29 protein-coding genes, 1 pseudogene and 1 other annotated feature are annotated in these 26317 nt (G+C 63.8%); of the genes and pseudogenes, 16 read left to right on the forward strand and 14 right to left on the reverse strand.

Going from position 1 to position 26317, the window contains the following annotated elements:
• From KHC24_RS01915 to KHC24_RS01940, 7 genes are all read left to right on the forward strand, one after another.
• Positions 1 to 169: pirin-like C-terminal cupin domain-containing protein (locus KHC24_RS01915; RefSeq protein WP_271180502.1), on the forward strand; the 169-nt coding region annotated here is incomplete at its 5' end.
• Positions 170 to 334: 165 nt separating this feature from the next.
• The gene (locus tag KHC24_RS24915) at positions 335 to 505 is read left to right on the forward strand and encodes a Clp protease/crotonase-like domain-containing protein (protein ID WP_246546051.1); all 171 of its coding nucleotides are present in this window, start codon (positions 335 to 337) and stop codon (positions 503 to 505) included.
• A 36-nt stretch (positions 506 to 541) separates the two neighbouring features.
• Positions 542 to 1168 (forward strand): enoyl-CoA hydratase/isomerase family protein, encoded by a 627-nt coding sequence (locus KHC24_RS01920; protein ID WP_246546053.1) that lies wholly within the window; start codon positions 542 to 544, stop codon positions 1166 to 1168.
• Between the two features lie 211 nt (positions 1169 to 1379).
• Complete coding sequence (locus tag KHC24_RS01925) at positions 1380 to 2033, forward strand: hydrolase (RefSeq protein WP_213358894.1); 654 nt, start codon at positions 1380 to 1382, stop codon at positions 2031 to 2033.
• Positions 2034 to 2283: 250 nt separating this feature from the next.
• Positions 2284 to 3351: an Atu2307/SP_0267 family LLM class monooxygenase gene (locus KHC24_RS01930; protein ID WP_213358896.1), complete on the forward strand. Its 1068-nt coding sequence runs from the start codon at positions 2284 to 2286 to the stop codon at positions 3349 to 3351.
• Complete coding sequence (locus tag KHC24_RS01935; RefSeq protein WP_213358898.1) at positions 3351 to 5126, forward strand: monovalent cation:proton antiporter-2 (CPA2) family protein; 1776 nt, start codon at positions 3351 to 3353, stop codon at positions 5124 to 5126. The genes KHC24_RS01930 and KHC24_RS01935 overlap by 1 nt, the downstream gene beginning before the upstream one ends.
• Positions 5127 to 5336: 210 nt before the next feature.
• Positions 5337 to 6467 (forward strand): alpha/beta hydrolase, encoded by a 1131-nt coding sequence (locus KHC24_RS01940; protein WP_213358899.1) that lies wholly within the window; start codon positions 5337 to 5339, stop codon positions 6465 to 6467.
• A 631-nt stretch (positions 6468 to 7098) separates the two neighbouring features.
• On the opposite strand, the gene KHC24_RS01945 is transcribed toward KHC24_RS01940, so the two are convergent.
• On the reverse strand, positions 7099 to 7275 hold the full coding sequence (locus tag KHC24_RS01945) for a hypothetical protein (protein ID WP_213358900.1): 177 nt from the start codon (positions 7273 to 7275) through the stop codon (positions 7099 to 7101).
• A 194-nt stretch (positions 7276 to 7469) separates the two neighbouring features.
• On the reverse strand, positions 7470 to 7676 hold the full coding sequence (locus KHC24_RS01950) for a type 1 glutamine amidotransferase family protein (protein ID WP_213358902.1): 207 nt from the start codon (positions 7674 to 7676) through the stop codon (positions 7470 to 7472).
• A gap of 3 nt (positions 7677 to 7679) precedes the next feature.
• Here KHC24_RS01950 and KHC24_RS01955 point away from each other — a divergent pair, with 3 nt between their 5' ends.
• The gene (locus KHC24_RS01955) at positions 7680 to 7835 is read left to right on the forward strand and encodes a hypothetical protein (protein WP_213358903.1); all 156 of its coding nucleotides are present in this window, start codon (positions 7680 to 7682) and stop codon (positions 7833 to 7835) included.
• A gap of 157 nt (positions 7836 to 7992) precedes the next feature.
• On the opposite strand, the gene KHC24_RS01960 is transcribed toward KHC24_RS01955, so the two are convergent.
• From KHC24_RS01960 to KHC24_RS01980, 5 genes are all read right to left on the reverse strand, one after another.
• Entirely contained in the window at positions 7993 to 8484 is a 492-nt protein-coding gene (locus KHC24_RS01960; protein WP_213358904.1) for a hypothetical protein, read from the reverse strand.
• A gap of 18 nt (positions 8485 to 8502) precedes the next feature.
• Positions 8503 to 9078, reverse strand: coding sequence for a DUF924 family protein (locus KHC24_RS01965; protein WP_373878546.1), 576 nt, complete (start codon positions 9076 to 9078; stop codon positions 8503 to 8505).
• Positions 9075 to 10880 carry a monovalent cation:proton antiporter-2 (CPA2) family protein gene (locus KHC24_RS01970; protein WP_213358905.1) on the reverse strand — a complete coding sequence of 602 codons (1806 nt, stop codon included), beginning with the start codon at positions 10878 to 10880 and terminating at the stop codon, positions 9075 to 9077. Before KHC24_RS01970 ends, KHC24_RS01965 begins: the two co-directional genes overlap by 4 nt.
• Positions 10881 to 10883: 3 nt before the next feature.
• Positions 10884 to 11153: a hypothetical protein gene (locus KHC24_RS01975; protein ID WP_213358906.1), complete on the reverse strand. Its 270-nt coding sequence runs from the start codon at positions 11151 to 11153 to the stop codon at positions 10884 to 10886.
• An 80-nt stretch (positions 11154 to 11233) separates the two neighbouring features.
• Positions 11234 to 12007 (reverse strand): SDR family oxidoreductase, encoded by a 774-nt coding sequence (locus KHC24_RS01980; protein WP_213358907.1) that lies wholly within the window; start codon positions 12005 to 12007, stop codon positions 11234 to 11236.
• Between the two features lie 142 nt (positions 12008 to 12149).
• Between KHC24_RS01980 and KHC24_RS01985 the strand changes: the two genes are divergently transcribed.
• Positions 12150 to 13052 (forward strand): LysR family transcriptional regulator, encoded by a 903-nt coding sequence (locus tag KHC24_RS01985; RefSeq protein ID WP_213358908.1) that lies wholly within the window; start codon positions 12150 to 12152, stop codon positions 13050 to 13052.
• 233 nt (positions 13053 to 13285) lie between these two features.
• Here KHC24_RS01985 and KHC24_RS01990 read toward each other — a convergent pair whose 3' ends face one another.
• Complete coding sequence (locus tag KHC24_RS01990; RefSeq protein ID WP_213358910.1) at positions 13286 to 14185, reverse strand: LysR substrate-binding domain-containing protein; 900 nt, start codon at positions 14183 to 14185, stop codon at positions 13286 to 13288.
• Between the two features lie 169 nt (positions 14186 to 14354).
• On the opposite strand from KHC24_RS01990, the gene KHC24_RS01995 reads away from it, so the two are divergent.
• The 3 genes from KHC24_RS01995 to KHC24_RS02005 are packed head-to-tail and all read left to right on the forward strand — an operon-like array spanning position 14355 to position 16093.
• Positions 14355 to 14900, forward strand: a complete 546-nt coding sequence (locus tag KHC24_RS01995) for a sugar ABC transporter (protein WP_213359031.1) — start codon at positions 14355 to 14357, stop codon at positions 14898 to 14900.
• Positions 14901 to 14906: 6 nt separating this feature from the next.
• On the forward strand, positions 14907 to 15233 hold the full coding sequence (locus KHC24_RS02000; RefSeq protein ID WP_213358912.1) for a hypothetical protein: 327 nt from the start codon (positions 14907 to 14909) through the stop codon (positions 15231 to 15233).
• A gap of 17 nt (positions 15234 to 15250) precedes the next feature.
• Positions 15251 to 16093 (forward strand): MBL fold metallo-hydrolase, encoded by an 843-nt coding sequence (locus KHC24_RS02005; protein ID WP_246546056.1) that lies wholly within the window; start codon positions 15251 to 15253, stop codon positions 16091 to 16093.
• 52 nt (positions 16094 to 16145) lie between these two features.
• Here KHC24_RS02005 and KHC24_RS02010 read toward each other — a convergent pair whose 3' ends face one another.
• Entirely contained in the window at positions 16146 to 17033 is an 888-nt protein-coding gene (locus KHC24_RS02010; RefSeq protein ID WP_213358914.1) for a LysR family transcriptional regulator, read from the reverse strand.
• Between the two features lie 101 nt (positions 17034 to 17134).
• Between KHC24_RS02010 and KHC24_RS02015 the strand changes: the two genes are divergently transcribed.
• Both KHC24_RS02015 and KHC24_RS02020 read left to right on the forward strand, forming a co-directional pair.
• The gene (locus KHC24_RS02015; RefSeq protein WP_213358916.1) at positions 17135 to 17842 is read left to right on the forward strand and encodes a type 1 glutamine amidotransferase domain-containing protein; all 708 of its coding nucleotides are present in this window, start codon (positions 17135 to 17137) and stop codon (positions 17840 to 17842) included.
• Positions 17839 to 19038, forward strand: coding sequence for an MFS transporter (locus tag KHC24_RS02020; RefSeq protein WP_213358918.1), 1200 nt, complete (start codon positions 17839 to 17841; stop codon positions 19036 to 19038). The genes KHC24_RS02015 and KHC24_RS02020 overlap by 4 nt, the downstream gene beginning before the upstream one ends.
• 35 nt (positions 19039 to 19073) lie before the next feature.
• On the opposite strand, the gene KHC24_RS02025 is transcribed toward KHC24_RS02020, so the two are convergent.
• On the reverse strand, positions 19074 to 19976 hold the full coding sequence (locus KHC24_RS02025) for a LysR family transcriptional regulator (RefSeq protein WP_213358920.1): 903 nt from the start codon (positions 19974 to 19976) through the stop codon (positions 19074 to 19076).
• Between the two features lie 143 nt (positions 19977 to 20119).
• Here KHC24_RS02025 and KHC24_RS02030 point away from each other — a divergent pair, with 143 nt between their 5' ends.
• Complete coding sequence (locus KHC24_RS02030; protein ID WP_246546058.1) at positions 20120 to 21328, forward strand: MFS transporter; 1209 nt, start codon at positions 20120 to 20122, stop codon at positions 21326 to 21328.
• A gap of 614 nt (positions 21329 to 21942) precedes the next feature.
• Here the strand turns inward: KHC24_RS02030 and KHC24_RS02035 are convergent.
• Positions 21943 to 22642 (reverse strand): annotated as a pseudogene (locus KHC24_RS02035) (IS3 family transposase); the annotation flags it as partial.
• Positions 22568 to 22641 (reverse strand) — a sequence feature (AL1L pseudoknot). Its footprint overlaps the pseudogene before it by 74 nt.
• A gap of 345 nt (positions 22643 to 22987) precedes the next feature.
• On the opposite strand from KHC24_RS02035, the gene KHC24_RS02040 reads away from it, so the two are divergent.
• Positions 22988 to 23482 carry a hypothetical protein gene (locus KHC24_RS02040; RefSeq protein WP_213358924.1) on the forward strand — a complete coding sequence of 165 codons (495 nt, stop codon included), beginning with the start codon at positions 22988 to 22990 and terminating at the stop codon, positions 23480 to 23482.
• A gap of 371 nt (positions 23483 to 23853) precedes the next feature.
• Here the strand turns inward: KHC24_RS02040 and KHC24_RS02045 are convergent, their stop codons facing one another.
• The 3 genes from KHC24_RS02045 to KHC24_RS02055 form a co-directional block, all read right to left on the reverse strand.
• Positions 23854 to 24138, reverse strand: a complete 285-nt coding sequence (locus tag KHC24_RS02045; RefSeq protein WP_246546060.1) for an integrase core domain-containing protein — start codon at positions 24136 to 24138, stop codon at positions 23854 to 23856.
• The gene (locus tag KHC24_RS24920) at positions 24138 to 24551 is read right to left on the reverse strand and encodes a hypothetical protein (RefSeq protein WP_246546062.1); all 414 of its coding nucleotides are present in this window, start codon (positions 24549 to 24551) and stop codon (positions 24138 to 24140) included. Before KHC24_RS24920 ends, KHC24_RS02045 begins: the two co-directional genes overlap by 1 nt.
• 329 nt (positions 24552 to 24880) lie before the next feature.
• Complete coding sequence (locus KHC24_RS02055; protein WP_213358927.1) at positions 24881 to 26212, reverse strand: MFS transporter; 1332 nt, start codon at positions 26210 to 26212, stop codon at positions 24881 to 24883.
• Positions 26213 to 26317: the final 105 nt, after the last annotated feature.

The following is a 26317-nucleotide window of genomic DNA, read 5'->3' on the forward strand; positions in this document are numbered from 1 at the left end:
CGGCGGCGCGACCCTTTCGGGTCCCCGCTATATCTGGTGGAATTTCGTCGCGTCCTCAAAGCAGCGCATCGAAGCGGCCAAGGTCGAATGGCGCGCGCAGAACTGGGGAAAGGGCCGCTTCGATCTCCCGGCCGATGACCGGGACGAGCATATTCCCCTTCCGGACTAACCGGTGCAGGCGACCCGATCGCCGGACACGGCTTGGGCGGTCGAGGACACGGATCTTGCGGGATTAGGCTGAATCGGCGGGCGAATAACGTGGATTCCCGCCGGAGGTGGCCGTTAGCGCGTCAAAACAGGGCTCTGCAGCCCTTGAAAAATAACGAGATTCGCCATGACGGACACGGATTTCCGCACGCTTCGTATTTCTCGGGCCGGCGGCATCGCGACGATCACGATCTACAATCCATCGGTCAATGTCCTCGACGTTCCGTTGATGAGCGAGATTCGCAGCATTTTCCTCTTCCTGCGCGACGACCCGAACGCCCGCGTCATCGTGTTCTAGAGCGCAGATCCAGAGTTCTTCATCGCCCATGTCGACATGACATTGATCGACGAGCCGCACGCCTTCGACGACCTCGCGCGCGACGTGCCCGACGACCTCAATCCGTTCCAAGCGTTCGGGGAGCTTCTGCGCCAGCAGCCGCAGGTGACGATCGTCAAGCTCGCAGGGCTCGCCCGCGGCGGCGGCGCGGAGTTCGTCGCGGCAGCCGACATGGCGTTTGCCGCCGAGGGACATGCAGGGCTTGCTCAGTGCGAGGCGTTGATGGGCATCACGCCCGGAGGAGGCGCCACCCCATATCTGTCCCGTCGGATGACGCGCGGTCGTGCACTTGAAGTCATCCTCGGCAGCGAGCTGATCGACGCTACGACGGCAGAACGCTATGGCTGGATCAATCGCGCGCTGCCTGCGGCGGAGTTCGACGGCTTTGTTGATCGGCTGGCGCGCAACATTGCCGCCTTGCCCGAAGGCGTTATTGCAGCGGCCAAGAAGGCCGTGCCACTCGCGGACCTTGGAGACGGGTATCGTCGCGAGCACGACGCATGGGCGAGCCTCTTTCAGCGTCCCGCGGCTGAAAAGCTGATTCGAGGCGGGCTCAAGGCTGGAGCGCAGACCAGGGATGGTGAGCGAAATCTGGAAGGCTTGCTCCGTGCATTGGAGATCTAACGCGCTCCCCGCCGGCATCGGCCACGGCGACGAATGTCTGCAGATCCTCGATGTCCAAGTCGGCGTTCCTCGTTTCGCGACACAGTGTGCCGGAATATGGCACTACCTCGTCCCCTGACGGAACGGCAAGTTGCGCCCGGCAGCGTCGCCCGGCGGCGCATGTCTCCCGTGATCTCATCGCCGTCCGTGGCGGCAGAGAAAGGAAGCCTTGATGACTTTTCGTAACGGCCTCGCTTCGCTTCTTCGTCCCGAAGACTCGGTGCTCGTTCTGATCGACCACCAGCCCTACCAGCTCGCGAACCTGAACAGCCACGAGCCGCAGATGGTGATCAACAATACGGCGGCCCTTGCGAAGACCGCCAAGGCCTTCGGCGTCCCCACCATCCTGACCTCCGTGATCGCCGAGCGGGGCGGGCTTCTCTTCCCGCAGATCACCGACGTGTTTCCGGGCCAGGAGGTGATCGATCGCACGCTCATCAACACCTGGCAGGACCCAAAGGTGGTGGATGTGGTCAAGGCGACCGGCCGCAAGCAATTGATCATCGCCGGCCTGTGGACCGAGGTGTGCGTGGCGATACCGGTGATCCAGGCTCTCGGCGAGGGCTGGGATGTAACAGTGGTCACCGATGCGTCCGGCGGCGTTTCGGTCGAGGCGCACGAGGTCGCCATAAAGCGCATGATCGCCGCCGGCGCGAATGTGATGACCTGGATGGCTGTGGCCGGCGAATGGCAGCGCGACTGGGCCCGGCTCGATACGGCCGCCAAGCTGACCGAGGTGCTCGTGCAGCACGGCGGAGGCAGCGGCATCGCCTATTTGTGGGAGCAGCAGCTGCTCAAGACGCCGGTGTCGAAAGCCGCCGGCTGATCGAAGCGGCATCGGGATGACAAGCATCCTGCGCAAGGCATTCCGCTGGAACGGAATGCTCGGCAGGATCCGTCATCCCATCCCGAGGCTCAGCCGGAGTGGGCACGCCCGGCATGAATCGCATCCATCCAGCGAGAGCGGCTGGCGATTGCCGGTGACGTCAAACGACCGCTCCTGACATGCGGTCGCCCACTGCTCTCAACCTCGTCTTCCCTCTCCGCGCCCCTGGATGGCTCTGCAAGGATCACTCATGGAAATCGGTATCGACAGTTTCGCTGCCATCCTCCCCGACCCGGCAACGGGCAAGCTTCCTTCGGCAACCGATCGCATGGCTGATCTCCTCGAGGAGGTCGAGGTCGCCGACCGGTCCGGGCTCGATGTCTTCGGCATCGGCGAGCACCATCGCGCCGAGTTTCTCGATTCCGCGCCAGCAATCATCCTTGCCGCCACCGCGGCCCGCACCAGCCGGATCCGGCTGACGAGCGCCGTGACGGTGCTGAGCGCCGCCGACCCGGTCCGGATCTTCCAGGAGTTCGCGACCCTCGACCTGATCGCAAGGGGCCGAGCCGAGATCGTCGTCGGGCGAGGGTCGTTCGGCGAAGCCTATCCGCTGTTCGGTGCGGACCCGCGGGACTATGACGAGCTCTTCGCCGAGAAGCTCGCTCTACTCCTGAAGCTGAACGAGACGACCTATCCGATCTGGAAGGGTCGTTTCCGCGCGGCGCTGGAGGGACAGGGCGTCTATCCGCGTCCCCATCAGCCGCGGCTGCCGCTCTGGGTCGGCGTCGGCGGCACGCCGCAATCCTTCGCCCGCGCCGGCACGCTCGGCCTGCCGCTGATGGTGGCGATCATCGGCGGTACCTTCGAGCGCTTCCGCCCGCTCGTCGATCTCTACCGGGAATCCGGCACGAGCGCCGGACATGGCCCTGACAAGCTCAAGGTCGGCGTCCACGCGATGGGCTTCGTCGGCGAGACGAACACGGCGGCCAGGGAGGCGTTCTTCCCCGGCTGGGCGCATCTGACGGGGAGGATCGGCCGCGAACGCGGCTGGCCGCCGCCGTCGCGCCAGCAGTTCGACGCCATGGCGGGGCCGGAAGGCGCGTTCCTGATCGGCGATCCGGCGACGGTCGCAGCCAAGATGCTTCAGGCAAGCGAGGTGCTGGGCGGTGTCTCGCGCATCACCTTCCAGATGAGCACCGCCTCGCTCGAAACGGCGGCGATGAAGCGTTCGATCGAACTTCTGGGCACGGACGTCGCGCCGATCGTCCGCGCGGCCCGACCAACCGCTTCAATGCACGAAACCGAGAAGGCGACCTGATGGCTGAAGCGAGCTTGGGGCAGACGATCGCTCCTGCGATTGTCCTGATGGGAGCGGCCGTGGTAGCCGTGCCGCTGTTCCGACGGCTCGGCCTCGGTTCGGTCCTCGGTTACTTCGCCGCCGGCGTGCTGGTGGGCCCATCGGTGCTCGGCCTGTTCACCGATGCCCGGTCCATCCTGCATTTCTCGGAGCTCGGCGTGGTGATGTTCCTGTTCGTGATCGGACTGGAACTGCGCCCGCCCAAGCTCTGGGCCATGCGTGGCCAGATCTTCGGGCTGGGGCTTGCCCAGGTCGCCAGCGCGATCGCGGGCCTGGGGCTGACGGGCGCAGTGGTGTTCGGGCTGTCAGGTCCGGTCGCCTTCATCGCCGGGGCGGGCTTCGTCCTGTCCTCGACCGCCGTCATCATGTCGGTGCTGCAGGACCGTGGCGAGATTGCGAGTGCGGAAGGACAGAAGTCGGTCGCGATCCTCCTGTTCGAGGACCTGATGATCGTGCCGCTCCTGGCGATCGTCGCCTTCCTGTCACCTCTTGCTCAAGGACAGGCGGGATGGACCGGCGTTCTGATCGCGGCCGCCGCGCTGGTCGTGCTGCTGGCGGTGTCCCGCTGGGGGCTGAACCCGTTCTTCGCCCTGCTGGCGCGGGCGCGGACACGCGAAGTCCTGACGGCGGGCGCGCTGCTGGTGGTCCTCGGTGCAGCGCTGCTGATGGAGGTTGCTGGGCTGTCCATGGCGATGGGCGCGTTCCTCGCCGGGGTGATGCTGTCGAGTTCGAGCTACCGGCACCAGATCGAAAGCGACATCGAGCCGTTTCGCGGCCTGCTCATGGGGCTGTTCTTCCTGGCCGTAGGCATGTCGCTCGACCTCACCGTCGTCGCGGCCGAATGGGGACTTCTGCTGGGTATGCTGGCCGCCTTCACGGTCGCGAAGGGCGTCGTGGTCTATGCGGTCGCCCGGCTGTTCGGCAGCTCCAATCACCAGGCTCTGCACCGAACCTCGATGTTCCTGCAGGGCGGCGAGTTCGCTTTCGTGCTCTATGCCGCGGCGACGTCGGGCGGCGTGATCGATCCGCGGGAGAACGCGCTGTTCTCCACCGTCGTGATCCTGTCCATGGCACTGACCCCGTTGCTGATGATCGCGGCCGACCGGCTGCTGCGGGTCGGCATATCCATGGACGGCGTCGATGCCGCCCGCGACCTGAAGGGACGGATTCTGCTGATCGGCTTCGGCCGTTTCGGCCAGATCGCCTCGCAGGCGCTGCTGTCGAGGGGCGTCGACCTCGCCGTGATCGACAAGGAGCCCGACCGAATCCGCGATGCGGAACGATATGGCTTCAAAGTCTATTTTGGCGATGGCACGCGTCTCGACACCCTGCGGCACTCCGGCGCGGCCGAGGCCGATGCGATTATGATCTGCATCGACGACCCGAAGGCCGCGATGCAGGTCGTGGAACTGGCGCGGCATGCGTTTCCGCAGGCCAGGCTTTTGGTGCGCAGCTACGATCGCGGGCATGCCGTCGACCTGATCCGGGCGGGCGTCGACTATCAGGTCCGCGAGACGGTCGAGTCCGCCTATCTGATGGGAGCGGAAGGCCTGCGGGCGCTGGGCTTCGCCGAGGTCGACATCGACGAGGCTGCCGAGGATATCCGTCGACGCGATGCCGAGCGGCTGGCCGAGCAGGTCCAGGGTGACGCCATGTCGGGCCGCGACAGGTTGCTCCTCCAGCCCGTCCCGGAACCGCTGAGTGGAACGTCGGGTCAAAGTGGCCCTCACAACTGACGAACTGCACGACATTCAGGATTCGACGGGGAGCGTATCGGCTCGCCTCGATCCGGCGGTGCAGCGGTTGCTGGCGCGCGAAATGGCCGCCGCACGTGAGAAGCGAGAGGCCTGACGGTCGCAGGCTCACGGGGCTCTGGAAACACCGTGAGACAGGGGGGAGAGCGGAGAGCGACGATGACAAGGGGCCGGCGGCAATCCATGCGATACATGGCGGTCGCGCTGATCGCAATGCTGGCGCTCACGTTGGGCGCCTGCGCCTCGCGACCCGGCTCATCCGCCCTCACTCCGGTGGCCGGCATCGAGGGTGCGAAGCGTGTCACCATCTTCGTGGCGAGCACGCGAGCGGCCGAGCCGAGCGCATCAACCTTCTTGACCAATGGGATTGCGACGACAACCAACTACTTTCGCTATGTCGTCTCCATTCCGCCGATCCATCGGCCGACCGAGATCGAGTGGCCGACCGGTGTGCCGGACCCGGCCAGGCATTTCGCGGTCGTCTCGTCCGAGCGCCTCGATGAAAGGAGGTTCTTGGCGGAAGTCGGAGCCTCTGCCGCACGCGGGGAAGCGCTGGGTCGGGATGTAGCCATCTTCGTCCATGGTTTCAACAACAATTTCCAGGAGTCGCTGTTCCGTACGGCACAGCTCACCGTCGACGTAAATATCGCCCAGTCAGCGGTGCTGTTCTCATGGCCTTCAAAGGCCGCGGTTGCCGGCTATCTTGCAGACAAAGAAGCGGTGACCTTCTCGCGCGATGCGCTTGCCCGGTTGGTCGAGCGGGTCGCTGCCGACCGCCGTGTGAGGGGGGTGAAGCTTTACGCCCACAGTATGGGGGCGTGGCTGACGATGGAAAGTATTCGGCAAATACGCATCGCCAAGGACGGTCGCACCATCGCGAAGCTCCTCGACCTCACGCTCGCGGCGCCGGATATCGACGCCGAGGTGTTCCTTCAACAACTCCGGATCGTCGGCCGACTGCGCTCTCCTGTCACCGTTCTGGTCTCGAAAGATGATCAGGCGCTGTCGCTATCCAGGCTCATCGCCGGAGGGCAATTCCGCGCTGGCGCAGCCGACATCGACGACTCCCGAGTTTTCGTGGAGGCGCGGAATGCGAACCTCCGCGTGATCGACATAACTAGTCTGGCCACGCAGGCGGGGTCTGGCCACGATGGTTTCACGGCCTTCGCCTCGATCTACGGACGCCTCCCACAGAGCCCAGACGGACGAGTTGCTCCCGAGGTCGGTCCAGGCGCCTACACGCTCGATGTGTCCAACAGGCTCAAGACGCTCGACGCCCGGCTGGTCCAAAGGGTCGCCGGTCCAATGCCCACCGAACCTTAGCGCCCGGGTCAGCGAAGCGCGGGTCCCGCTCGGACATCTCGATCAGCAATTCGGTCAGTACTCCCGCGCCTCCTGCTGGAGAGGAGAAGTGGCAAAGACGGTGAGCGCGCTTTGCCGTGCAAGCGGACCATCGCCTCAGCGAGCCCGCGCGCGCCGACCTGTCATTGGCACTCTCCCATTTCGCTGACGGATGAGCACTGACGGCGGCTCGCTCGTCACAGAGAGCGAACGCGACCAATGAGAGAGGCGACGGCCAAAAACATGTCATATTTCGATATCTTATGGCCTATTTCCGGAGATCATTTTGGAGGGCTATAGCGTAAATGTAGCTATCATCCTCACCCGGTGCGGCGCGCCAAATACCGTCGATTGCCCTCCACAATACGCTGTAGCCGCCGAACGTACTCCTATGCATAGAACGAAGGACAGTCGGCGCGCGAGAAGGCGTAGAAACGACGGCGTTCGGCGGTAAAAAAGTTCGAATCGTTTACGGTCGAACTACACATTTGGCCCATCGCTGACACCGGGAATCTATGTGCATCGCCCCATCAGCACGCTGTCTGAGGTAGCTGAATGAGCGAACGGGTCGGATCCAGGCGCCGACCCCAATCCGTCGCTCGCGTAATCATCACTACTCGTCGAGCGCCTCCAGTACGAGTTCCGCCGTAAGCGCGCTGCTGTACTGCTGCTGGCCGGTGATGAGACGTCCGTCGCGAATGGCGAATGGTTCATTGGCACCGCGGCACAGGAAGCCGGTGCCCTTGATGCGAGCGGCCTCGCTCTGAATGGTGTATTCGTTCAGCGTCATGCCGAAGGCGGCGTTGACCTCCTCTTCCTCCTCGTCGGTGAAGCCGGTCCATTTCTTGCTGTCAGCCAGCAGCTTGCCGTCGGAGAGACGCGTCCACAGCAGAAGGCCGGAGCCGTGGCAGATCAGCGTGACGATTTTGACCTTCTCATAGAAGGACGCGATCAGGGCGTGCAGCGCGGTGTCATCCTTGAAGGTCAGCAGCGGCCCGCCACCCAGACCGCGTCATAGTCGTCCACCGACACGGCGCCGATCGGCAGGGTGTTCTTCAGCATCGCACCGAATTTCGCATGATGCATAAAGCCCAGGCTGATGAGGTCGTCGGCATAGGCGCCGCCCGGCGTGCGTGGATCGCTATGGGTGTCGAACGTCACCTCGCCGCCTTTCGGCGAGGCAAGATCCACCCGATGCCCGGCTTCCGTGAACATCAGGAAAGCCCGCGTCATTTCCTCGGCGAAGAAGCCGACCGGAAAGCCCTTGAGCTCGGTCGTGTTGGAAACGATCTACAGGATGCGACGTGGCTTGCGCTTAACGCCGATGCAGGTTTCGATTTTCAGGTCTGATGCTGGCATTTGAAAGGGCCTTTTCTTGTTTCGTTTTGCAGGATGGCCGGAGAGCGCCGTGCCGTGGTCATGGTTGCGGCGCGCGGGAAGCGCCCCTGAGCGTCGCACGAGGCTGCGATGGCCTCGGCATGCCCCCGAAAGCTATTTGTCAGCGATGCTATTTCAGCGTGAATGTGTCGGCACTGCACGCGCCTAAGGCGTCCGGCTTGTATTTGCGCCAGTCGTCGATGCTGAGCATCCCGATGCGAACGGCCCCATCACCGAGCTGATTGCTCATGTCCATAACGGTAAGCCATCGCACAGGCTGGTCGCAAAAGCCGTTCTTGCCCTTGTTCTGCGAGAAGAACGCGTCGGCGTTGAGGACCTTATATACATTTCCGCCGTAATCCGTGTCGTTTCCGTTGTTCCAGACGTCGGCATACTGGAGCGTCAGTTCTCCTTTAAGCTTCGAGAAACTCGCCGAGGTGCGACTGAGCTTCATTGTTCCCAAGGTCGAGGACGTGCCGTTGGACAGGGCGGAATAGGAGCGCGCGCTGTCGGTGGGCATGGGGTCGACTTTTGATTTTGCGGCGGCGCCGAAGGCCAACAGCAAGCCAACGGGAGCTGCGACGAGTAGGCCGGTCAACGTTCTGCGTCTGGATTTTGTCATGGATTTCCCTCTCTATCACTATCCCTGAAAGCCGCTTGCTTCGAGAAACCCTGCTTCCTGCGCAGTTGTGGCGCGGCCCAGCATGAAATTGCGGTGCGGAAAGCGTTCGAAACGGCGGACGATGTCGCGGTGGCCTTTAGCGTGATCGAGCCATGGCTGCCCCAATCGGGCATTGAGTTTCACCGAGATGTCCTGGTCGGCGATATCCTCCGAATGCGCGAAGGGCAGGCAGAAGAACAGCCGTAAATCCGGCTCGACCCGCTCCATGTGCCCGGCATCGAGCGCCAGACGGGCGAAGTGCCGCGCCAGAGGATCGGTCGCATACATGTGGCCGGTGCCACGAAACGCGTTGCGCGGAAATTGGTCGGTGAGGATCAGCAAGGCGAGCGCGCCTTTCGCGTTTTCGATCCAGTCGTCATATCGTCGCGCCGCCACCGCCATGTGAAGATCGAGGTAGCGGTCACGGAAGATGCGATCGAATCCCTCATCCTTGTCGAACCAATGACCTTGGGCACCGGCGTCCTTCCAGAAGCCGACGACGTCCGAAATCAGCTCCTCGTCTCCTCGGGGTCGCATCCTGAGCGCGGCGATCATGACGATGCCTCCGGCTCCATGGGCTGGCCCTTGCCTGGAGCATTGCCATGGATCAGTTCGCGGCCGGCACAGATGCCGTCGGCGGTCTCCAGAGCGAAGCGCTCGCTATCGCGTCGACGAATGTCCACCATCACGCGCCCATGTTCGTCCTCATCCACATCCATCAGTTCAAGCGCCTTCCGGCTGAGAGCCAGCGCCGATTCGAAGGCATCGCGGATCTGGAATTCCACGCCTGCATGGATCAGTTCGATGGCATGCTCGCGGTCGAAGGAGCGCGCCAGCACCGGAACCAGCGGGAACTCCGCCTTGACCAACTCGGCGACCTTCAGGCTCGCTTCGCGGTCGTAGACGGCGATGACGATGAGGCGGGCGTCGTGCGCGCCGGCAGCATGAAGGATGTCGAGGCGCGCGCCGTCGCCAAAATAGACCTTGAACCCGAAATCCTGCGCATCGCGAATGGTGTCGGTGTCGGTGTCGATGATGGAGATCGAGCAACCATTCGCCAGCAGAGGCTGGCTGACAATCTGGCCGAAGCGCCCGAATCCGATCAGCAGCACGCTGGCCGACAGGTTCTCCGCCGCCTCGACCCCCTCCATCGATGGCGCGGGCTTTGGCATCAGCCGGTCGTGCAGGATGATCATGAGCGGGGTGAGCGCCATCGAGACGATGATGGTCGCCGTCAGGATGGGGTTAGCTTCGCCGTCGATGATGCCGACCGATGCGGCCGCAGCGTAGAGGACGAAGGCGAATTCGCCGCCCTGCGCCATCAGCACGGCGCGTTCGATCGCTTCCCGGTTGCCAGCCCGGAATAGGCGGGCGACCGCATAGATGCCAATGGTCTTCAGCACCATGTACGCGATGACGGCGACGAGGATGAGGCGCCAGTTGGCGGCGATCACCGCAAGATCGAGCGACATGCCGACGCCGAGGAAGAACAGGCCGAGCAGGATGCCGCGGAACGGCTCGACATCGGCCTCGAGCTGGTGGCGGAAGGAAGATTCCGACAGCAGTACGCCAGCGAGGAAGGCGCCCATCGCCATCGACAGGCCGCCCAGTTGCATGGCGAGCGCAGCGCCGAGCACGACGAACAGCGCCGCTGCCGTCATCACCTCGCGCGCCCTGGCCTTGCCGAGAATACGAAACAGCGGGTCGAGCAGATAGCGGCCGGCGACGATCAAGCCAAGGATCGACGCGAGGCCGATGGTGACGCCAGTCAGCCGACTGGCGAGCGTGGCACTCTCGCCGCCGGGCGCCAGAAAGGCGACAAGCGCCAGCAGCGGCACGATGGCTAGGTCCTCGAGCAGCAGGATCGCAACGATCCGCCGGCCTTTCGGCAGCCCCATCGCACGGCGCTCCTCGAGCATCTGCATGACGATAGCAGTCGAGGTCAGCACGAAGCCCGTGCCCGCGACGAATCTCTGAGGCACCGAATAGCCGAGCGTCAGGCCGACACAGGTGAGCAGCCCGATGCACAACGCGACGTGGAGAAGGCCAAGACCGAAGATCTCGCCCCGCATCGACCACAGCCGCGAGGGCTGCATCTCCAGCCCGATGATGAACAGGAACATGACGACGCCGAGCTCGGCGACGTGCAGGATTGATTGCGTATTGGGGAACAGGCCGACGCCGAACGGTCCGATCACTAATCCCGCGGCAAGATAACCGAGCACGGAACCGAGGCCGAGCCGCTTGAACAGCGGCGCAGCGACGACCGCCGCGCCGAGCAACACGGCGACCGGAATGAGATCGAAGCCGCCATGGGAGGCGGCCTCAGTGGCGTGAGTGGCGGTCTCGGCGGCCATCGGTTAGCCTCTCGCCAGTCGCCAGGCGAAGAGCGCGGCAATGACAGCCGGCAGGGCGAAGACGACGAGGAGGATCGGCAGTTCCTGCACCATGGTGTATCCGGCCTTCGTCACGCCGATCCACATGTTGACGAGCGCCACGACCAGCCAGACAGGCACGAAGACCTTCGCCGCTGCGGCGACCCCGGCGACATCGCCGCCCCAGAGCTTCCCGAACAGGGCGAAAACGCCGAGCAAAAGGACGCCTCCGGTGATGACAAGCAGCATGTGCATGTGTGGTCCTTGCCCTCGTGACGGCAAAAGGAGCGGCCTGGCTTTTGGACAGGCCGCCCCGAACTGACTTGTCCGAAATCCTATTTGGTCGTGTAACCGCCATTGACGAGAATGGTCTGGCCGGTCATCCACCAGCCCTCCGAGACCATGAAGCGGATATAGGGCACGATGTCTTCGATATCGGTCAGCCCGGTCTTGGAGAAGTTGGAGAGCGCCGCGGCGGTCTTGTGATAGGCGACTGCATCCTCGCCCTCGGCCGGATAGAAGAAGGGCGTATCCATCGGGCCGGGGCCGATCGCCGTCACCGAGATGCCGCGCTCGCCGAACTCCTTGGACGCTGCCCGCGTGAAATGCTCGACTGGCGCCTTGGTGCCGGCATAGGCGGCGTAGAAGGGCGTAAAGGCGCCGAGCAGCGACGTGACCAGCGTGCAGACCTTGCCGTTGTCGTTGAGATGCTTGCCGGCTTCCTTGAGGAAGAAGAAGGCGGTCTTGGAGTTCACCGCGGTCATCTCGTCGTATTCGGCTTCCGAGACCTCGACCATCGGCTTCTTCAGCACCTTGCCGACGGTGTTGATGGCGATGTCCGGCTTGCCGATGGCGGCGACCGCATCGGCGAAGAGCTTCTCCATCGCCCCTGCCGTGGTGAGGTCGGCCTGGATGGCGACGGCCTCGGCTCCGGCGCCCTTGACGGCAGCGACTGTTGCGTCGGCATCGGCCTTGGTCGAGGCGCTGTTGTAGTGGATGGCGATCGCCTTGGCGCCATGGGCGGCGAGATCGCGTGCGATCAGTCCGCCGAGATTCTTCGCGCCGCCGGCGATGATGACGGTTTTGCCCTTGATGCTGTAGTCGGTCATGGGGTGGCCTCCTTTGCCAAAACGGCGACCACATCGGCCGTCGCTTTCGTTAGGGAAGCGTATCGTCTAGAATTGACTGATAAAGACGATCATTCTGACATCACCTGCCAGAATATCGGCACAATGAAGGGCCGCTCTCACATTGGATCGTATCGACCTGTTCCGTGTCTTCACCCGCGTCGTCGAATGTTCGAGTTTCACCCGCGCCGCTGACACGCTTGGTATCCCGCGCTCCTCCGTGTCGGCGGCCGTGCAGGAACTTGAGGGTCGCGTCGGCGCGCGCCTGCTTCATCGCACCACCCGCAAGGTCTCACCGACGCAGGACGGCATAGCCTTCTACGATCACTGCCTGCGGGTCATCGCCGATGTCGAGGATACGGAGAACCTGTTTCGGCAGACGGCGGCCCAACCGTCGGGCAGGCTACGGATCGACGTCCCTGGCCGCATTGGACGGCTCATCATCGCGCCGGCGCTTCCCGACTTCCTCGATTTCTATCCGCAGATTGATATCGACCTTGGCGTCACCGATCGCGCGGTGAACCTGGTCGAGGACAGCGTCGATTGCGTGCTGCGCGTCGGACCGCTCGACGATTCCGGACTGATCGCAAGGTCGATCGGCAAGCTGGCGCTGATCAATGTCGCCAGCCCCGCCTATCTGAAGCGTCATGGCAACCCCGAAAGCCCTGACGATCTCGGCGACCATTGGGCTGTCAACTATGCTTCGCCTTCCAGCGGCCGGATCGAGGACTGGGAATGGGTAGAGCATGGCGCGCTGCGCACTATGCCGATGCGTGGCCGCGTCACCGTCAACAGCGCCGAGGCGTACATCGCCTGTTGCCTTGCGGGCCTCGGCTTGATCCAGATCCCGGCTTATGACGTTCGCATCCATCTGGACGCAGGTGAACTGGTTGAAGTCATGCCGAGTCACCGGGCCGAGGCCATGCCCATGACATTACTCTATCCACACAGGCAGCATCTTTCGCGACGAGTGCAGGTCTTCGCCGATTGGCTTGAGGCGCTGCTCAAACGGCATCTCTTGAAATAGGCGGCCCGCTACGTGCAGTCCGATCACTGTCGACTACATTCGTGTGACAATAGAGGATGTTGGCGGAAGGCATTTCTTGAAAATGGCGAAGTCAGCCAAAATACGGGCCATGCCCGACGAAGATGCGCACTATGTCTACGCTATAGCCCCTAACGCCGCACGCAGTGTGCTGAGGGACCTGTCGTCTCAGTTTGTCAGGACTGAGTGGCGGGCCAAGGACACGTAGGCTGACATCAAGGGGTTGGATTTGACGATCGCGCTTCCTTGAGAAGCCAGTTAGCGAAAACCTGTATTGGCCCTTCACTCAGCCGGATCGGCTCCGGCAGGACGAGGCAGAAGGTCTTGGAGATCGACTGACCGTCAGGCCAAGGCGCGATCAGTCGCCCTTCCGCCAACTCGGTTTCGATATAGAGGCGCGGTACCAGCGCAACGCCGAGACCGGCCAGCGCGGCTTCGATCAGCATGGAGTGAAGATCATAACGGGGGCCGATTGCAGGATTGGTCAGCACGATCCCGGTTTCCTGCGCATAGCGTTGCCAGGCGTCCGGGTTCTGACGTCGATGAAGGCGCGGCAGTTCATCCAGGAAGACCGCTCCTTCACCTCTATCGAGAAGCGTCGGATGGCAAACCGGCACCAGCATCTCATGCAACAGGCGGTGCGTTCTCATTCCCGTCCAGGCAGGATGCTCGAAATGGATCGCAGCATCGAAACCACTTCCGGCAAGCACAAACGGCTCCATCCGTTCGGAAAGATGCACGATGATGTTTGGGTGCCTTTCCCGAAACCGCGCCAGGCGGGGAATGAGCCAGCGGACGGCAAATGTCGGGATGGTGGCGATGTCGAGGCTCGCGCCGTCGCTGGGCTGCCCCATCAGATATTGGCTGTCGCGCTCCAGCCGGTCGAGTGCCTCGCGGACCTGAGCGGCATAACGCTCTCCATTCGGCAAAAGCCGGACACGATTGCCGACCCGCTCGAACAACGTGACGCCAAGGAAAGCTTCCAGCCGGCCGATCTGGCGGCTGATTGCGCCTTCGGTCAGGGCCAGTTCGTCGGCTGCGCGAGCGAAGCTGCCATGACGAGCGGACGCCTCGAACGCCATGAGTGCGGAATTGCTGGGAATCTTGCGGCGCATTGACGGTTCCCGACAGGATGGTTCGGCCTCCGATCCGTCGCACCTTGATATTAGATCACTGAAGCATGACCCGATGTCAATATATAGCCGAATATAGGCAGTCTATCATGAGAAAATATCAACAAAAGACAAGGCCGGAAGCTTCATGCTTCCGGTCGAAGGTGGCGCAATGATCTATACGGTGGAATGCAGCTTTGCCGATCCCGGCAGTGAGGCGGAATGGAACGACTTCTACAGCCTGGATAAGCTGCCAGCCCTGATTTCGGTGAGCGGTTTCCATACCTCACAGCGTTTCAAGGCGTTGAGCCGCGGCTGCCCCGTCTATCTGGCCCTTCATTCGATTGATGGTCTCGATATTCTGACGGGCGAGGAGTACCAGCAGAAGGGCGGCGGCAATTTTGCACGCTGGCAGCAGCACATCACCGACTGGCACCGGAACCTCTATGGCGGCGTCGAGCGCGCTCCGGCCATTGGTGAGGGCGAATATCTGGCGTTGAGCGCCACAGGCCCCGAACCTCTGATCCGGTTGGGCCTCACCCCATATGCGATGCAGGCGGTCGCCATGGAGAAGTTCCCGGAACACCGCTGGCTCGCCAAGGTGGAGCGCGGCAATGTGCCTGACATCGGGCACTTACCGGAAGGCGTCCATGTCTATGCGCCGATGACGGCGCAGTTGACGCGTGACGGTGACGCCGCCTTCGGGAAGGCACGGTAGGCCCCAATGCCGAATGTCACGATCTACATCCCGGCAGACAGGATGCCGCCGGACGAAGCCCTCGCAGAGCTCACGGACCAATGCACCGAACTCTGCACCGGCATTCTCCGGGCTGCACTGGTGAATGTGCATGTCATCTATGTCGCTGTCCGGTACGGCCGGGGACACCCGGCCTTCGCGGAAATCCAATATCGCCTTGAGTCCTTTCGGACGCCGCCGGTCATGGAGCGGTTCATGGAAGGGCTGGACGACGCCATAAAGCGCACTATCGGCCTCACCGCGCGCATCCGTTGCTTTGGCTATGCAGCGTCGAGCATTCACGCGCGAAATTGAGCTAATTCTTAGAGAAAATGATGTCTAATACTGCATTTCCCAACCAACACATCGGTGACTTAACAATCACCGCTATCAACGATGGCTATCTCCACGCGAGTTTCGATTTCCTTGCGAATATCGACGCAGCCGATGCTTCCCGAATGCAGGAGAATGCGGGGATAGCGGATCATACCTCGATCCATATCAACTGCTACCTTGTGCGCGGCAGCGGTCGCACAATCCTGATCGACGCAGGAGCGGGTGGATTCAAACAGTGGGGCGGTCAATTAACTGCCAGCCTGCTACTCGCTGGCATCGAGCCTTCGGATATCGACGCGATCCTGTTGACGCATGCCCATCCCGATCATGTCGGGGGGCTGATGGACGCTTCAGGAGCAGCAGTCTTCCCGAACGCCGAACTTATTGCCCACCATCGGGAAGTCGCGTTCTGGCAGGATGACGGCAATCTGAGCCGCGCACCCGAGCGTGCCCGTGGCAACTTCCTCGTGGCGCGTCAGGCGTTCGACGGCTACCGCAACCGGCTGCGCACCTTCGATGCCGGTGAGGTGCTTCCCGGCATCACAGCAATGCCGCTGCCGGGGCATACCGCCGGACACACCGGCTATCGGCTCGATTCAGGGGACAAGAGCCTGCTGGTCTGGGGCGACATCGTTCATTTCCCGCAGATTCAGGTGCCGCGCCCGGAGGTGTCGATCGCGTTCGATCAGGATGCGCATCTCGCCGCCGATACGCGGTCGAGGCTCCTGGACTCGGTCGCTTCGGATCGGCTGCTGATCGCCGGTATGCACCTCGGCGAACCCGGCTTCGCGCGGATCGAGCGGAAAAAGCTGGCTTACAGCGTCGCATATGAGGAATGAGCGCGCGCCGCCGTCGGCGCGACCTGCGTTCGAAGCCACAGAGCTTCCACGCTTACGCGCTCAAAACCGCCCGCAGCAGAAAATCTCTGACATGCACAACACGAGGATGGCGCAGCGCCGTCTTGTTCCAGACGAGATAGAGCGTGTTGTCCGGCCCTGGCCGCGTCGTCGGCAGTTCAACGAGTTGCCCGCTCGCCAGAGCTTCGGCGCACAGATAGTCCGGCAGCACCGTCCATCCCGTTCCGGCCAGCGCCATGCCGATCAGGATGCGCAGGTCCGGCGCCGTCACCACGGCCTGCATGTGGGTGGCCTTGCCAAAGACGTGTTCGAAGAACGGCCGAAGCAACGGAAGGGTCTCATCATAAGCGATGCAGGGCAGCCCGCACAGGAACTCGGCCGTGACGGTGCGCGCCCTGGTCCGCTCTGCAAGAGCCGGTGCGGCGACCAGCACCAGGCGCTCCCGGCCCAGTTCGGCAAAGCCGTGGCTTCCGTCCGGCGGCGACGCGGTAACGGCAAGATCGGCATGGCCCTCATCCAGCGCCGCATAGATGCGCTCGCGGTTGCCGGTCTGGATGCGTAGCCGCAGGCCTTCCCCCACGAGCGGCGCCAAAGCGGGGCAGATGCGGGCGGAGAGATATTCCGCCGGGCCGACCAGATGGACGGTGCCGCTCAAATGGCTGGAGCGCGCCTGCGCCGCACCCATGGTCGCCTCGATCCCGTCGAGCTGGGAGGCGATCGAACGGGCGAGATCGTCGGCAGCGGCGGTCGGGGCAACCCCGCGCGCCTGTCGGATGAAGAGCGGCTTGCCCAGCATCTCCTCCAGAGCAGCGATATGGGCTGACGCTGCCGGCTGGGTGATACAGAGACGCACGGCCGCGCGGGTCAGCGAGCCGGCGCGGTAGGTGTCGAGGAAGGTGCGCAGATAGATGAGGTAGTTCATGAGCGTCAAGCCATAGCCATTTCTATGGCTGATGTCACATGGAATGATTTTTGTCGCGATCTCTCGTGAGGCATGTTCCGGGCAACAACCGGAGTGCCCCGATGAACGCCCATCTCAAGATTCTTATGATCCTCACCTCCAGCGCCACCATGGGCGAGGCCGGTGAGCCGACCGGCCTGTGGTTCGAGGAATTGGCCACGCCCTATTACGCCTTCGTCGACGCCGACGCGTTGGTCGCGCTGGCGTCGATCAGGGGCGGCCCGGCACCGATCGATTCCCGGTCTGTAAAAGCCAGGGGCGAGAACGAGGCCAATGTTGACCGCTTCCTTGTCGACGAGGCCGCGTCGAAGGCGCTGAACGAAACACTCCCCGTGCGCGCCATCGACATTTCGGAATATGACGCGGTGTTCCTGCCGGGCGGCCACGGTACCATGTGGGACCTGCCGGAGAGCGCCGAACTGGCCTTGCTGCTCGGCAAGGCATGGGCGGACGGAAAGGTTATTGCTGCTGTCTGCCACGGCCCGGCCGGACTGGTGAACGTCAAGGACGAAGACGGTATTCCGCTGGTGAGCGACCGCCGCGTCACTTGTTTCTCCGACAGCGAGGAACGCGCCGCTGGACTGGATGAGGCCGTACCTTTCCTGCTGGAAACCCGCCTGCGGGCGCTGGGTGGTCGTTACGAAAGCATCGCCGATTTCCAGTCCTTCGCCATTGCCGATGGCCGGCTCGTTACCGGCCAGAACCCGGCGTCCTCGGCTCTGACCGCCAGATTGACGCTGGAGGCGCTGAACAGCGGGGACGCACGATGAGCGCCCAGGAAAGGAACGACCTCGGATCGCAGGCTGCCCACATCCCGCTGGTCATCTATGTCTTCGCGCTCTCGGCCTTTGCTCTGGGATTCACTGAGTTCGTCACCATCGGTTTGGTCTCGGACATCGCCGCCGACCTGAAGGTGGATGTCGGTCAAGTGGGCGCCGCCGTCGCCGCCTATGCTATCGGCGCGACCATCGGCGCACCGATCCTGACGGCGCTGGCCGCGAGTTGGAGCCGAAAGCATCTTCTGCTGGTGGCGATGATCGTGTTCACCATCGGCAACTTCCTTGTCGGCCTGTCCGGAGATCTTCCTTCGTTGCTGGCGGCCCGGTTCGGATCGGGGCTGGGCCATGGTGTTTTCCTCGCCGTTGCTTCCAGCGCGGCAACGCGGTTGGTAGCCCCGGAACGGGCGGGAAGGGCGGTTGCCGTGGTCTTCGGCGGGCTGACGCTGGCGCTGGCCTTTGGCGTGCCGATCGGCACTTTCCTGGGTGGCATCTGGAGTTGGCAGACTATTTTCACGGGCGTGGCGATCTGCGGTGCGGTTGGCGTGGCCGGTTTGCTCCTTTTGATGCCAAACGCGCGGGATGGCGGCGAGGCTAGGGACGCACTCCACAATCTGCTGGCACTGATCGACCGCCGCCTGCTCGGCGCGGCGTTCATCACCGTGCTGGCCTATACCGGCTCCTTCTGCCTGTTCTCCTACATCTCGCCGCTGCTGATCGAAGTGACCGGGATGGATGCCGCCTGGGTCAGCTCGATGATGCTGGTCTATGGCGTCGCGGCGGCCATCGGCAATGTTGTCGGCGGTCGCATGACCGACAGGCTCGGCCCCGACAGGGCGGTGATGATTGTTCTGGTAGGCCTTGCCGTAGTGCTGGCCGCGATGTGGCCGGCGGTGCATTCCATCCCCGCCATGGCCGTGCTGATCGCGGCGCTCGGCGCGCTGACCTATGCGGCGGTACCCGCCTTGCAGGCCCGCGTCATCGGCATCGCCGAGCGTCAGGCCCCCAAGGCGCTTGCCGCCGCCGCCGGCCTCAATATCGCCGGGTTCAACTCCGGCATCGCGCTCGGCTCTCTGATCGGCGGCAGTGTGATCGGCGCGTTCGGATTGACCGCGACCGCCATCGTCGGTGCGGGAGCGGCAATCGCTGGACTCGTCGTGTTGACGCTTCAGAAAGGGAAAGGCGATTGATCGCATTCCCCGCACCAATCCCTGCACCTCACTGCTCATGTCTCCCAGGGAGCATTGCGCCAGAGCTGAGCCAGGAAATCACCGAAGACGCTGATCCGCTTCGGCACAGGTTCGCGCTTTGGACGAACAAAGCTGATCGGGCTGGCCTCTTCCTTCCAGGATGGCAGGATTTGCACCAGTCTACCCGCCTTCAATTCGTCGGTTACGTCCCAAAGCTCGCGCAACGAAATGCCAAGTCCCGCGACACACCATGTCTTCAACGTGATACCGTTGTCTGTCGCCAAGTCGCTCGAAACGGCCATTTCGACCGCTGTTTCGTCGTCGTGCAACGTCCAAATGTTTCGCAGGCCTGGATATGCGACGAGCAGGCAGGTGTGCCCGGCGAGGTCTTGTGGGTGTTCCGGCGTACCTCGCTCGGCAAGATAATCGGGCGTAGCGACCAGGATGCGGTGGTTGTCGGCAAGCCGACGTGCGATCAGGCGGGAATCGGCCAGCTTCGCCACGCGGATCGCCACGTCTATGTCGCCGGCATAAAGGTCCACGATGCGGTCGGTCAGGTGCAGTTCGAAGCCGACCTTCGGATGCTGCTTGCGAAAAGCGGCTGTCGCTGCCGCCACATAGCGGCTGCCGAACGGCACCGGGGCTTTCACGCGGATCGTGCCCGTCAATTCGCCTGATCCGGCGCGGGCGATCTCGGCGGCCTCATCGAGCAAGGCAAGAGCGACCCGTGCCCGCTCGGCCACAGCCCTGCCTTCCTCGGTGATCTTCAATTGGCGCGTGTTGCGCTCGAACAGGGTCGCGCCGAGCTGTCGTTCCAGCCGGGCGATCTGCTTGCTGACCGTGGTGGGCGCGAGGTCCATCGCGCGGGCAGCAGCCGAGAAGCTGCCGCATTCGGCCACGCGAACGAACACCGCCAGATCATCAAGGTTACGAACCATTTCTTCCAGCGCGCCATAAGTGCTCTCCCATTATGCAACTTTCTTACCATCAAGGCAAAGGACAAGGTGCCGCCGAAGCAATTGCGCCTGCCGGTTTCCGAGGTCCCGCAAGGAGCGGGCGGGCTTGTCTGGAAAGGTCGGCCATGCCTCCCGTCATCTATATTTTCTCGCTCTGCACTTTCGCCGTCGGTTTCACCGAGTTCATCACCATCGGCCTCGTCTCGGCGATGGCCGATGATCTTCAGGTCGATGTCACGCGCATCGAGCTGACCGTCACGACCTATGCGGCCGGCGTCGTGATCGGCGCGCCGGTTCTTACCGCGCTCGCCGCCCGCTGGTCGCGTAAGCGTCTGATCTTCGCCGCCATGCTGGTGTTCACCGCCGGCAACGTGATCGCGGGCCTCTCCGGCAGCCTGACGCCGCTGCTCTTCGCCCGGCTGCTCTCGGGCCTCGCTCACGGCGTCTTCTTCGCCGTCGCCTCCAGCGTGGCGACGCGGCTGGTCGCACCTGAACGCGCAGGTGCGGCTCTCGCCCTGGTCTTCGGCGGCGTGACGGTCGCAATGTCGCTCGGCGTCCCGGTGGGCACCTGGCTCGGCACCATCCTGCACTGGCAGGTCATCTTCCTCGTCATCGCCGCTTGTGACCTGATCGGCAGTCTCGGTATCGAAGTACTGATGCCGGCTGGATCGGGTGAAGCTGCGACGAAGGGCGCGGGTCTGCGTGATCTCGGCGTGTTCTTCGATCGCCGGCTGCTTGCCGGGGCGAGCAGCCCGATGCTTTCCTATACCGGCTCCTTCGCGCTCTATACCTTCGTCTCGCCGTTTCTGTTGCAGGTGACCAATGTCAGCGTCGGGACCGCGAGCTTGACGTTGCTCGCCTACGGCCTTGGCGCGGCAGTCGGAAATGTGATGGGCGGCCGCCTGACCGACAGGCAGGGCATGGACCGCGCCTCAATCATCCTGCTGACCGGCATCCTCCTGTCCTTCGTGTTGATCGCCTTTGCGCTCAATCAGCCTGCCGCGATGATCGGGCTGGTGGCGCTGCTGGGTCTGACGATCTATGGCGCGATCCCGCCGCTCCAGTCGCGTATTCTTATGCTGGCCGAACGCCACCAGCCACAGGCTATGGACGTGGCTTCAGGCATGAACATCGCCGCCTTCAATGCCGGCGTGGTGGTCGGCTCGGGGATCGGCGGCGCAGCCATCAGCGCCTGGGGCCTGCCGTCGCTCGCGCCGGTGGGGCCCGCCATCGCGGTGGTCGCATTTATCGCGCTTCTCTGGCAGATCGTCTTGCCTTCGATGAACGCGTCCCGGCGCGATGCTACGCCGGCCACGGCACACGAAGGGCATTGACATGACCCCTCCATCCGCAGACTGCCGCATTCCTGGCCGATTGGCGTTCGGATCTATACGCCACGGGGTGACCGGCCGTTTTCTCCGACGCCATCCACCCACGGCGGCGGCTTTTGCATCGGCTACGTCGATACGACGGACGGGCCGTGCTGCAATGGCTCGTGGAGCATCGCTGCGAGATCGGCGGCGACCCGTCCCGCACCGCCGTCGCCAGAAACAGCTCGGGCGACGGACAAGTCACGGGCGGCTACTTCGCCGATGCTGGAAGACGTCCCCGGCCTTCACCCGCGACCACCTTGAAGGAGGAAGCGAACGTCATTCGCGACATGGCGCACGCTCGAGCAAGTTCCTTCAGATGTATTCAGAGGGCAATCGGCGGCGTTCGGCGGAACAGGAGGGATTCGAATTTAGGTGTTCGCCTGCCCATCGATGGGAGCAACCAACAAGATAGGTCGGTGAGATAGCCCCAAGGAAGCGAACCTTCGCCATCCTGCAAAAGGAGGGCCTTAGAGGGCGATAGCGTAGACATAGTTCTCATCATCACCCGGTGCGGCGCGCCAAATTTTTCAAAGACTTAGCGAGAATCGGTTTTGGTTCGGAGGCGAATAGCGGATATCGCGGCCTGCACCGACGCTACTGACGGAGGGCTCGATGCCTGCCTCAGCGAGACGTTCGGTGTAGCGGATGCTCATATATTGTGAGCCGCGGTCGCTATGATGCACCAGGCCGCCCCTCGTGAAAGGCCTGCTCCAGGGCATCCAGCACGAAGCTGGCATGAGCGGTCCGGCTCACCCGCCAGCCGACGATACGGCGGGCGTAGGCGTCGATCACGTCAGCGTAAATGCAGAGCATTTGTCGCGTCGCGACGTAGACGAAGCCAGACCAGGTCGAGACATATGTGAAGTCCGACAGCCACAGCCTGTTCGGCGCCGGGGCATGGAAGACCCGGTTCACACGGTCGAGCGGGCTGGTGCCGCCTTGTCCGGGATGGTCGTGCGAACCGGCTTGCCGCGGATCACACCGGCAAGGGGCCCATGCTCCGCATCAGCCGTTCGAGGGTGCAGCGAGCCACGTCGCCCCCTCGCGCATCATCTGTCGCCAGACCTTGCGCACGCCATAGACCTCGAAGTTCTCGGCAAAGACCCGTGCAATCTGGGACCGCAAGGTCGCGTCCCGTAGCGCCCGTGCCGAGCACTTCAACGGATCGAGCCGCCGGGCGACATGCGCATGATAGGTCGATGGGGCGATCGGCAGCAGCTTGCAGATCGGCTCGACCCCATATGCATCGCGATGATCGTCGATGAATGCGATCAGCGGGTTCCAGGCTTGTAGCCTGGGCGGTCCGGCCGGGAGCGCGAACCATCCGGCGGTGACGGCACACCGGACGTCTGGCGACGCGCTCTATCCGGCGAGGAATCGGCGTTGCCCCGGACGTGGCGGGGTGCCGGGAGATCGGTCGGGGAAGTCGATGACGTAGCGTCATCGAATAGTACGATCAGCCTATCCGTCCGGTTGCCAGCGCTATGTCGATGCCGATTCGAGCCGGCTCGATATGAGCTCCCCCCAAGTGACTGGTGGCATTCTCGTCGCGCGAGCAGGCGAAGTCGCGGCTATCGTTTTGACACCGTCAATTCAACGGACAAATCAAAGAGATAAGCCATGTCGCTCAGATCTTCACTGTGCGCGGTCGCGCTCATTCTGGCTACCGCCTCCACAGCCTACGCCGAGAATAACAGAGGTTCGGTGTCGCAATCCGGCAGTCGCAATTCCGGCAGCATCGGCCAGGTCGGACGGGGCAACAGCGCCGACATGGCGCAACTCGGCCGTGGCCATAGCGCGCTGTCGTTGCAGGTCGGGGCGGACAACGTCGTCAACATCGCGCAACGCAACAAGAAGAATACCGCCGGCGTTGTGCAGTCCGGATGGGGCAACTGGGCCAAGGTCCAGCAGTTCGGATTGAAAAACAATGTCAGCGTCTCGCAGACCGGGCGCGCCAATCGGACGCGGATCGTCCAGATGGGCGAAGCCAACGTCGCGGTGATCGACCAGTCCGGCTGGGTCAACCTGGCGCAGGTGTTCCAGCTCGGCACCGGAAGTCAGGTGGTCAACAACCAGACCGGCCACCACAACGTCCTCGTCGCCGTGCAGCGCTGAACGGATGGCCGCCTATCCTATGGTTGGCCGGCGTGAAGCGCGCCGGCGCCAAGGCCCGGATATGCGGCGGCGGCGACCAGTAGTGCGGCGCGCCCGCGGACGCTTTCCCTGCCCGTCGGCCCGGTGGGGCCGATGGCGGAGGCGACCTCATGCGAATGAGATTGGCGCCGGTCGGCCGGCTTGGCTGACGGTGCCCCGTACGTGGAATGGAAAAGCTCCCGCCGGCTTGTGGCGGGAGCTTTGTCATGGAAGGATCGGCGGACGCGACAGTGAACGCTGGGGCGGCCACTTCGTCCCGGCCGGGATTCGCGAGCGTTCCTGCTTCGGCCAAACTGCGCCCGGCCCAAACCGCGCCGAGCTGTGAGTTCTGATCAGGTTGGTCCGGCGAGAGCCTGGGCGGGTGTCCTTGGGGCGAGGCTAGCATGAGGGCTCTGGTGATTGCGCCAGGCCAGCCATCGGGGCAGGTCAGTGGCTCTGCGATCGGAAGACTGGAGCGGGATGGCGTAGGCCCATTCGCGCAGCAGGGTCTGGATGAACCGCTCGGCCTTGCCGTTGGTTTTCAGCGTGTAGGGCCGGGTGCGGATATGCCGGATACCCAGCATCCTCAGCACTTTGCGGAACAGCCTGGCGATGTAGCTGGACCCATTGTCGGCCATTACCCGCTCGCCCCCGACGCCGCGCGCCCGGAACCAGCGCAGGGGGCGAATGAGGAAGCCCGTCGTCGATCCGCGCCGCTCGTCGGGCAGCATTCCACATAGGTAAGGCGGGTGGCGTCATCGATGGCCACATGCAGGAAGTCGTAGCCCGTGCCTTCACTGGCACCGCGCCGGTTGCCGGTGATGCGGTGGCCGACACCCGCGAAGCGGGCGAGCTTCTTGATGTCGAGATGGAGCAACTCGCCCGGCTGTTCGCGCTGATAGAGTCGCACCGGCTCCTTCGGCACCAGCGCGGTGAGGCTTCCGAGCCGCATCCGCGTCAGCCATGCGGCCGCCGTGGAACGGGCGAAGCCCAGCCGGACCGCAATCTCCTCGCCACTCAGCCGATAGTCCCGGCGCAGGCGGGCCGCCAACTCCCGTAGAACCGGCCAGCCTCATCGTCTGCGGCATGCGGCCGGGAGGAGCGGTTCTCAAGGCCTGCCGCCCCCTCTGCCCGCCAGCGGCGAGCCATTTGCGGGCTGTCCTTTCGCTGATCGCGAAGCCGGCCGCCACCTCGGAAACGGGCCGACCCTCCTCGACGATCCGCCAAACCGTCTCGGCCCGACCAAGCGGCGTCGTTCGCGCATTCGGGTGCGGATTGTTCATCCTCGTGTCCTGCGGTCGGTCGTGTCGCAACAACCACCTTCAGGCTCTCACGGGCGCTGAACAACCTCTCCAGAAGCCACAGCTAGCCGGAAGGCGTTCAGTCGCCGGAGGTGGCCATCTCGATGCGCTTATTGAAGCGCAGCGCCAAGAGAGTGCAGATCGCGCCGGAGAGCAGATAGGCGCCGGCGGCGAGCAGGCCGAAATTGCTGGCGAGCAGCAGCGCCGCCAGCGGCGCGAAGCCGGCGCCGAACAGCCAGGCGAAGTCGTTGGTCAGCGCCGAGGCGGTGTAGCGGAAGCGCGGCGCGAAATTCGAGGCGACGACGCCCGAGGACTGGCCGAAGGAGATGCCGAGCAGGATGAAGGCGAGGATCATGAACACCGACTCGCCGACGAAACCGCCGCTCAGCAATTGCGGCGCGAAGCCTGAAAACACCGCAATGGCCAACGCCGAGCCGCCGAGCAGGTTACGCCGTCCGATGCGGTCGGCGATCACGCCCGAGACGAACACCGCTATCAGGCCGCATATGGCGGCAACCGCCTCGATGATCAGGAAGTGGGTCGGCCCCTCGGTGGTGAACAGGAACACCCAGGACAGCGGGAACACCGTGACCATGTGGAATAGCGCGAAGGTGGCGAGCGGCGCGAAGGCGCCGACAAGGATGCCCTTGCCTTCGGCGCGCAGGGTGTCGGTGACGCGGGCGGGCTGCAGGTCGCCGCGCTTGAACAGCTCGACATAGTCCGGCGTCACCGCCATGCGCAGGCGGGCGAACAGCGCCACCACGTTGATGGCGAAGGCGACGAAGAACGGATAGCGCCAGCCCCAGCTGAAGAAGTCCTCGGCGGAGAGGTTGCCGAGGAAGTAGGCGAACAGTGCGCTGGCCACGATGAGGCCGATGGGCGCGCCGAGCTGCGGCAGCGCGGCATAGAAGCCGCGGCGCTGCTCCGGCGCATTGATGGCGAGCAGCGGCGCCAGGCCGTCCCAGGTGCCGCCCCAGGCAAGGCCCTGGCCGATGCGGAAGGCGGCGAGCAGCCAGATCACCAACGTGCCGAGGGTGTCGTAGCCCGGCAGGAAGGCGATGGCGACCGTCGAGGTGCCGAGCAGGAACAGCGCGACGGTCAGCTTGGCGCTGCGGCCGTAGCGGCGGTCGACCGCCATGAACAGCGCGGTGCCGAACGGGCGGGCGATGAAGGCGAGGGCGAAGATGGCGAAGGAGTAGAGCGTGCCGGTCAGCGGATCGACGAAGGGAAAGATCAGCTTCGGGAACACCACCACGGAGGCGATGGCGTAGACGAAGAAGTCGAAGAATTCCGAGGCGCGGCCGATGACCACGCCGACGGCGATCTCGCCGGGATCGACCTCGCCGTCCCGGTGGCCATCGGCATGGATTTGCCGCGCGTCGCGTTCAAGGGTCGACGTGGGAAGCGCCATCGTTCTCACTCAGATTCAGAACTGGACAAGGACTATAGTATCATAGGCCGGTGGTGAGGGGGCCGCGAGGCTTGCCGGACCACACGGCGCCGTTATTGCGTGCGA

The sequence above is a fragment of the Ancylobacter defluvii genome (genome assembly GCF_018390605.1).
Lineage (GTDB): Bacteria > Pseudomonadota > Alphaproteobacteria > Rhizobiales > Xanthobacteraceae > Ancylobacter > Ancylobacter defluvii.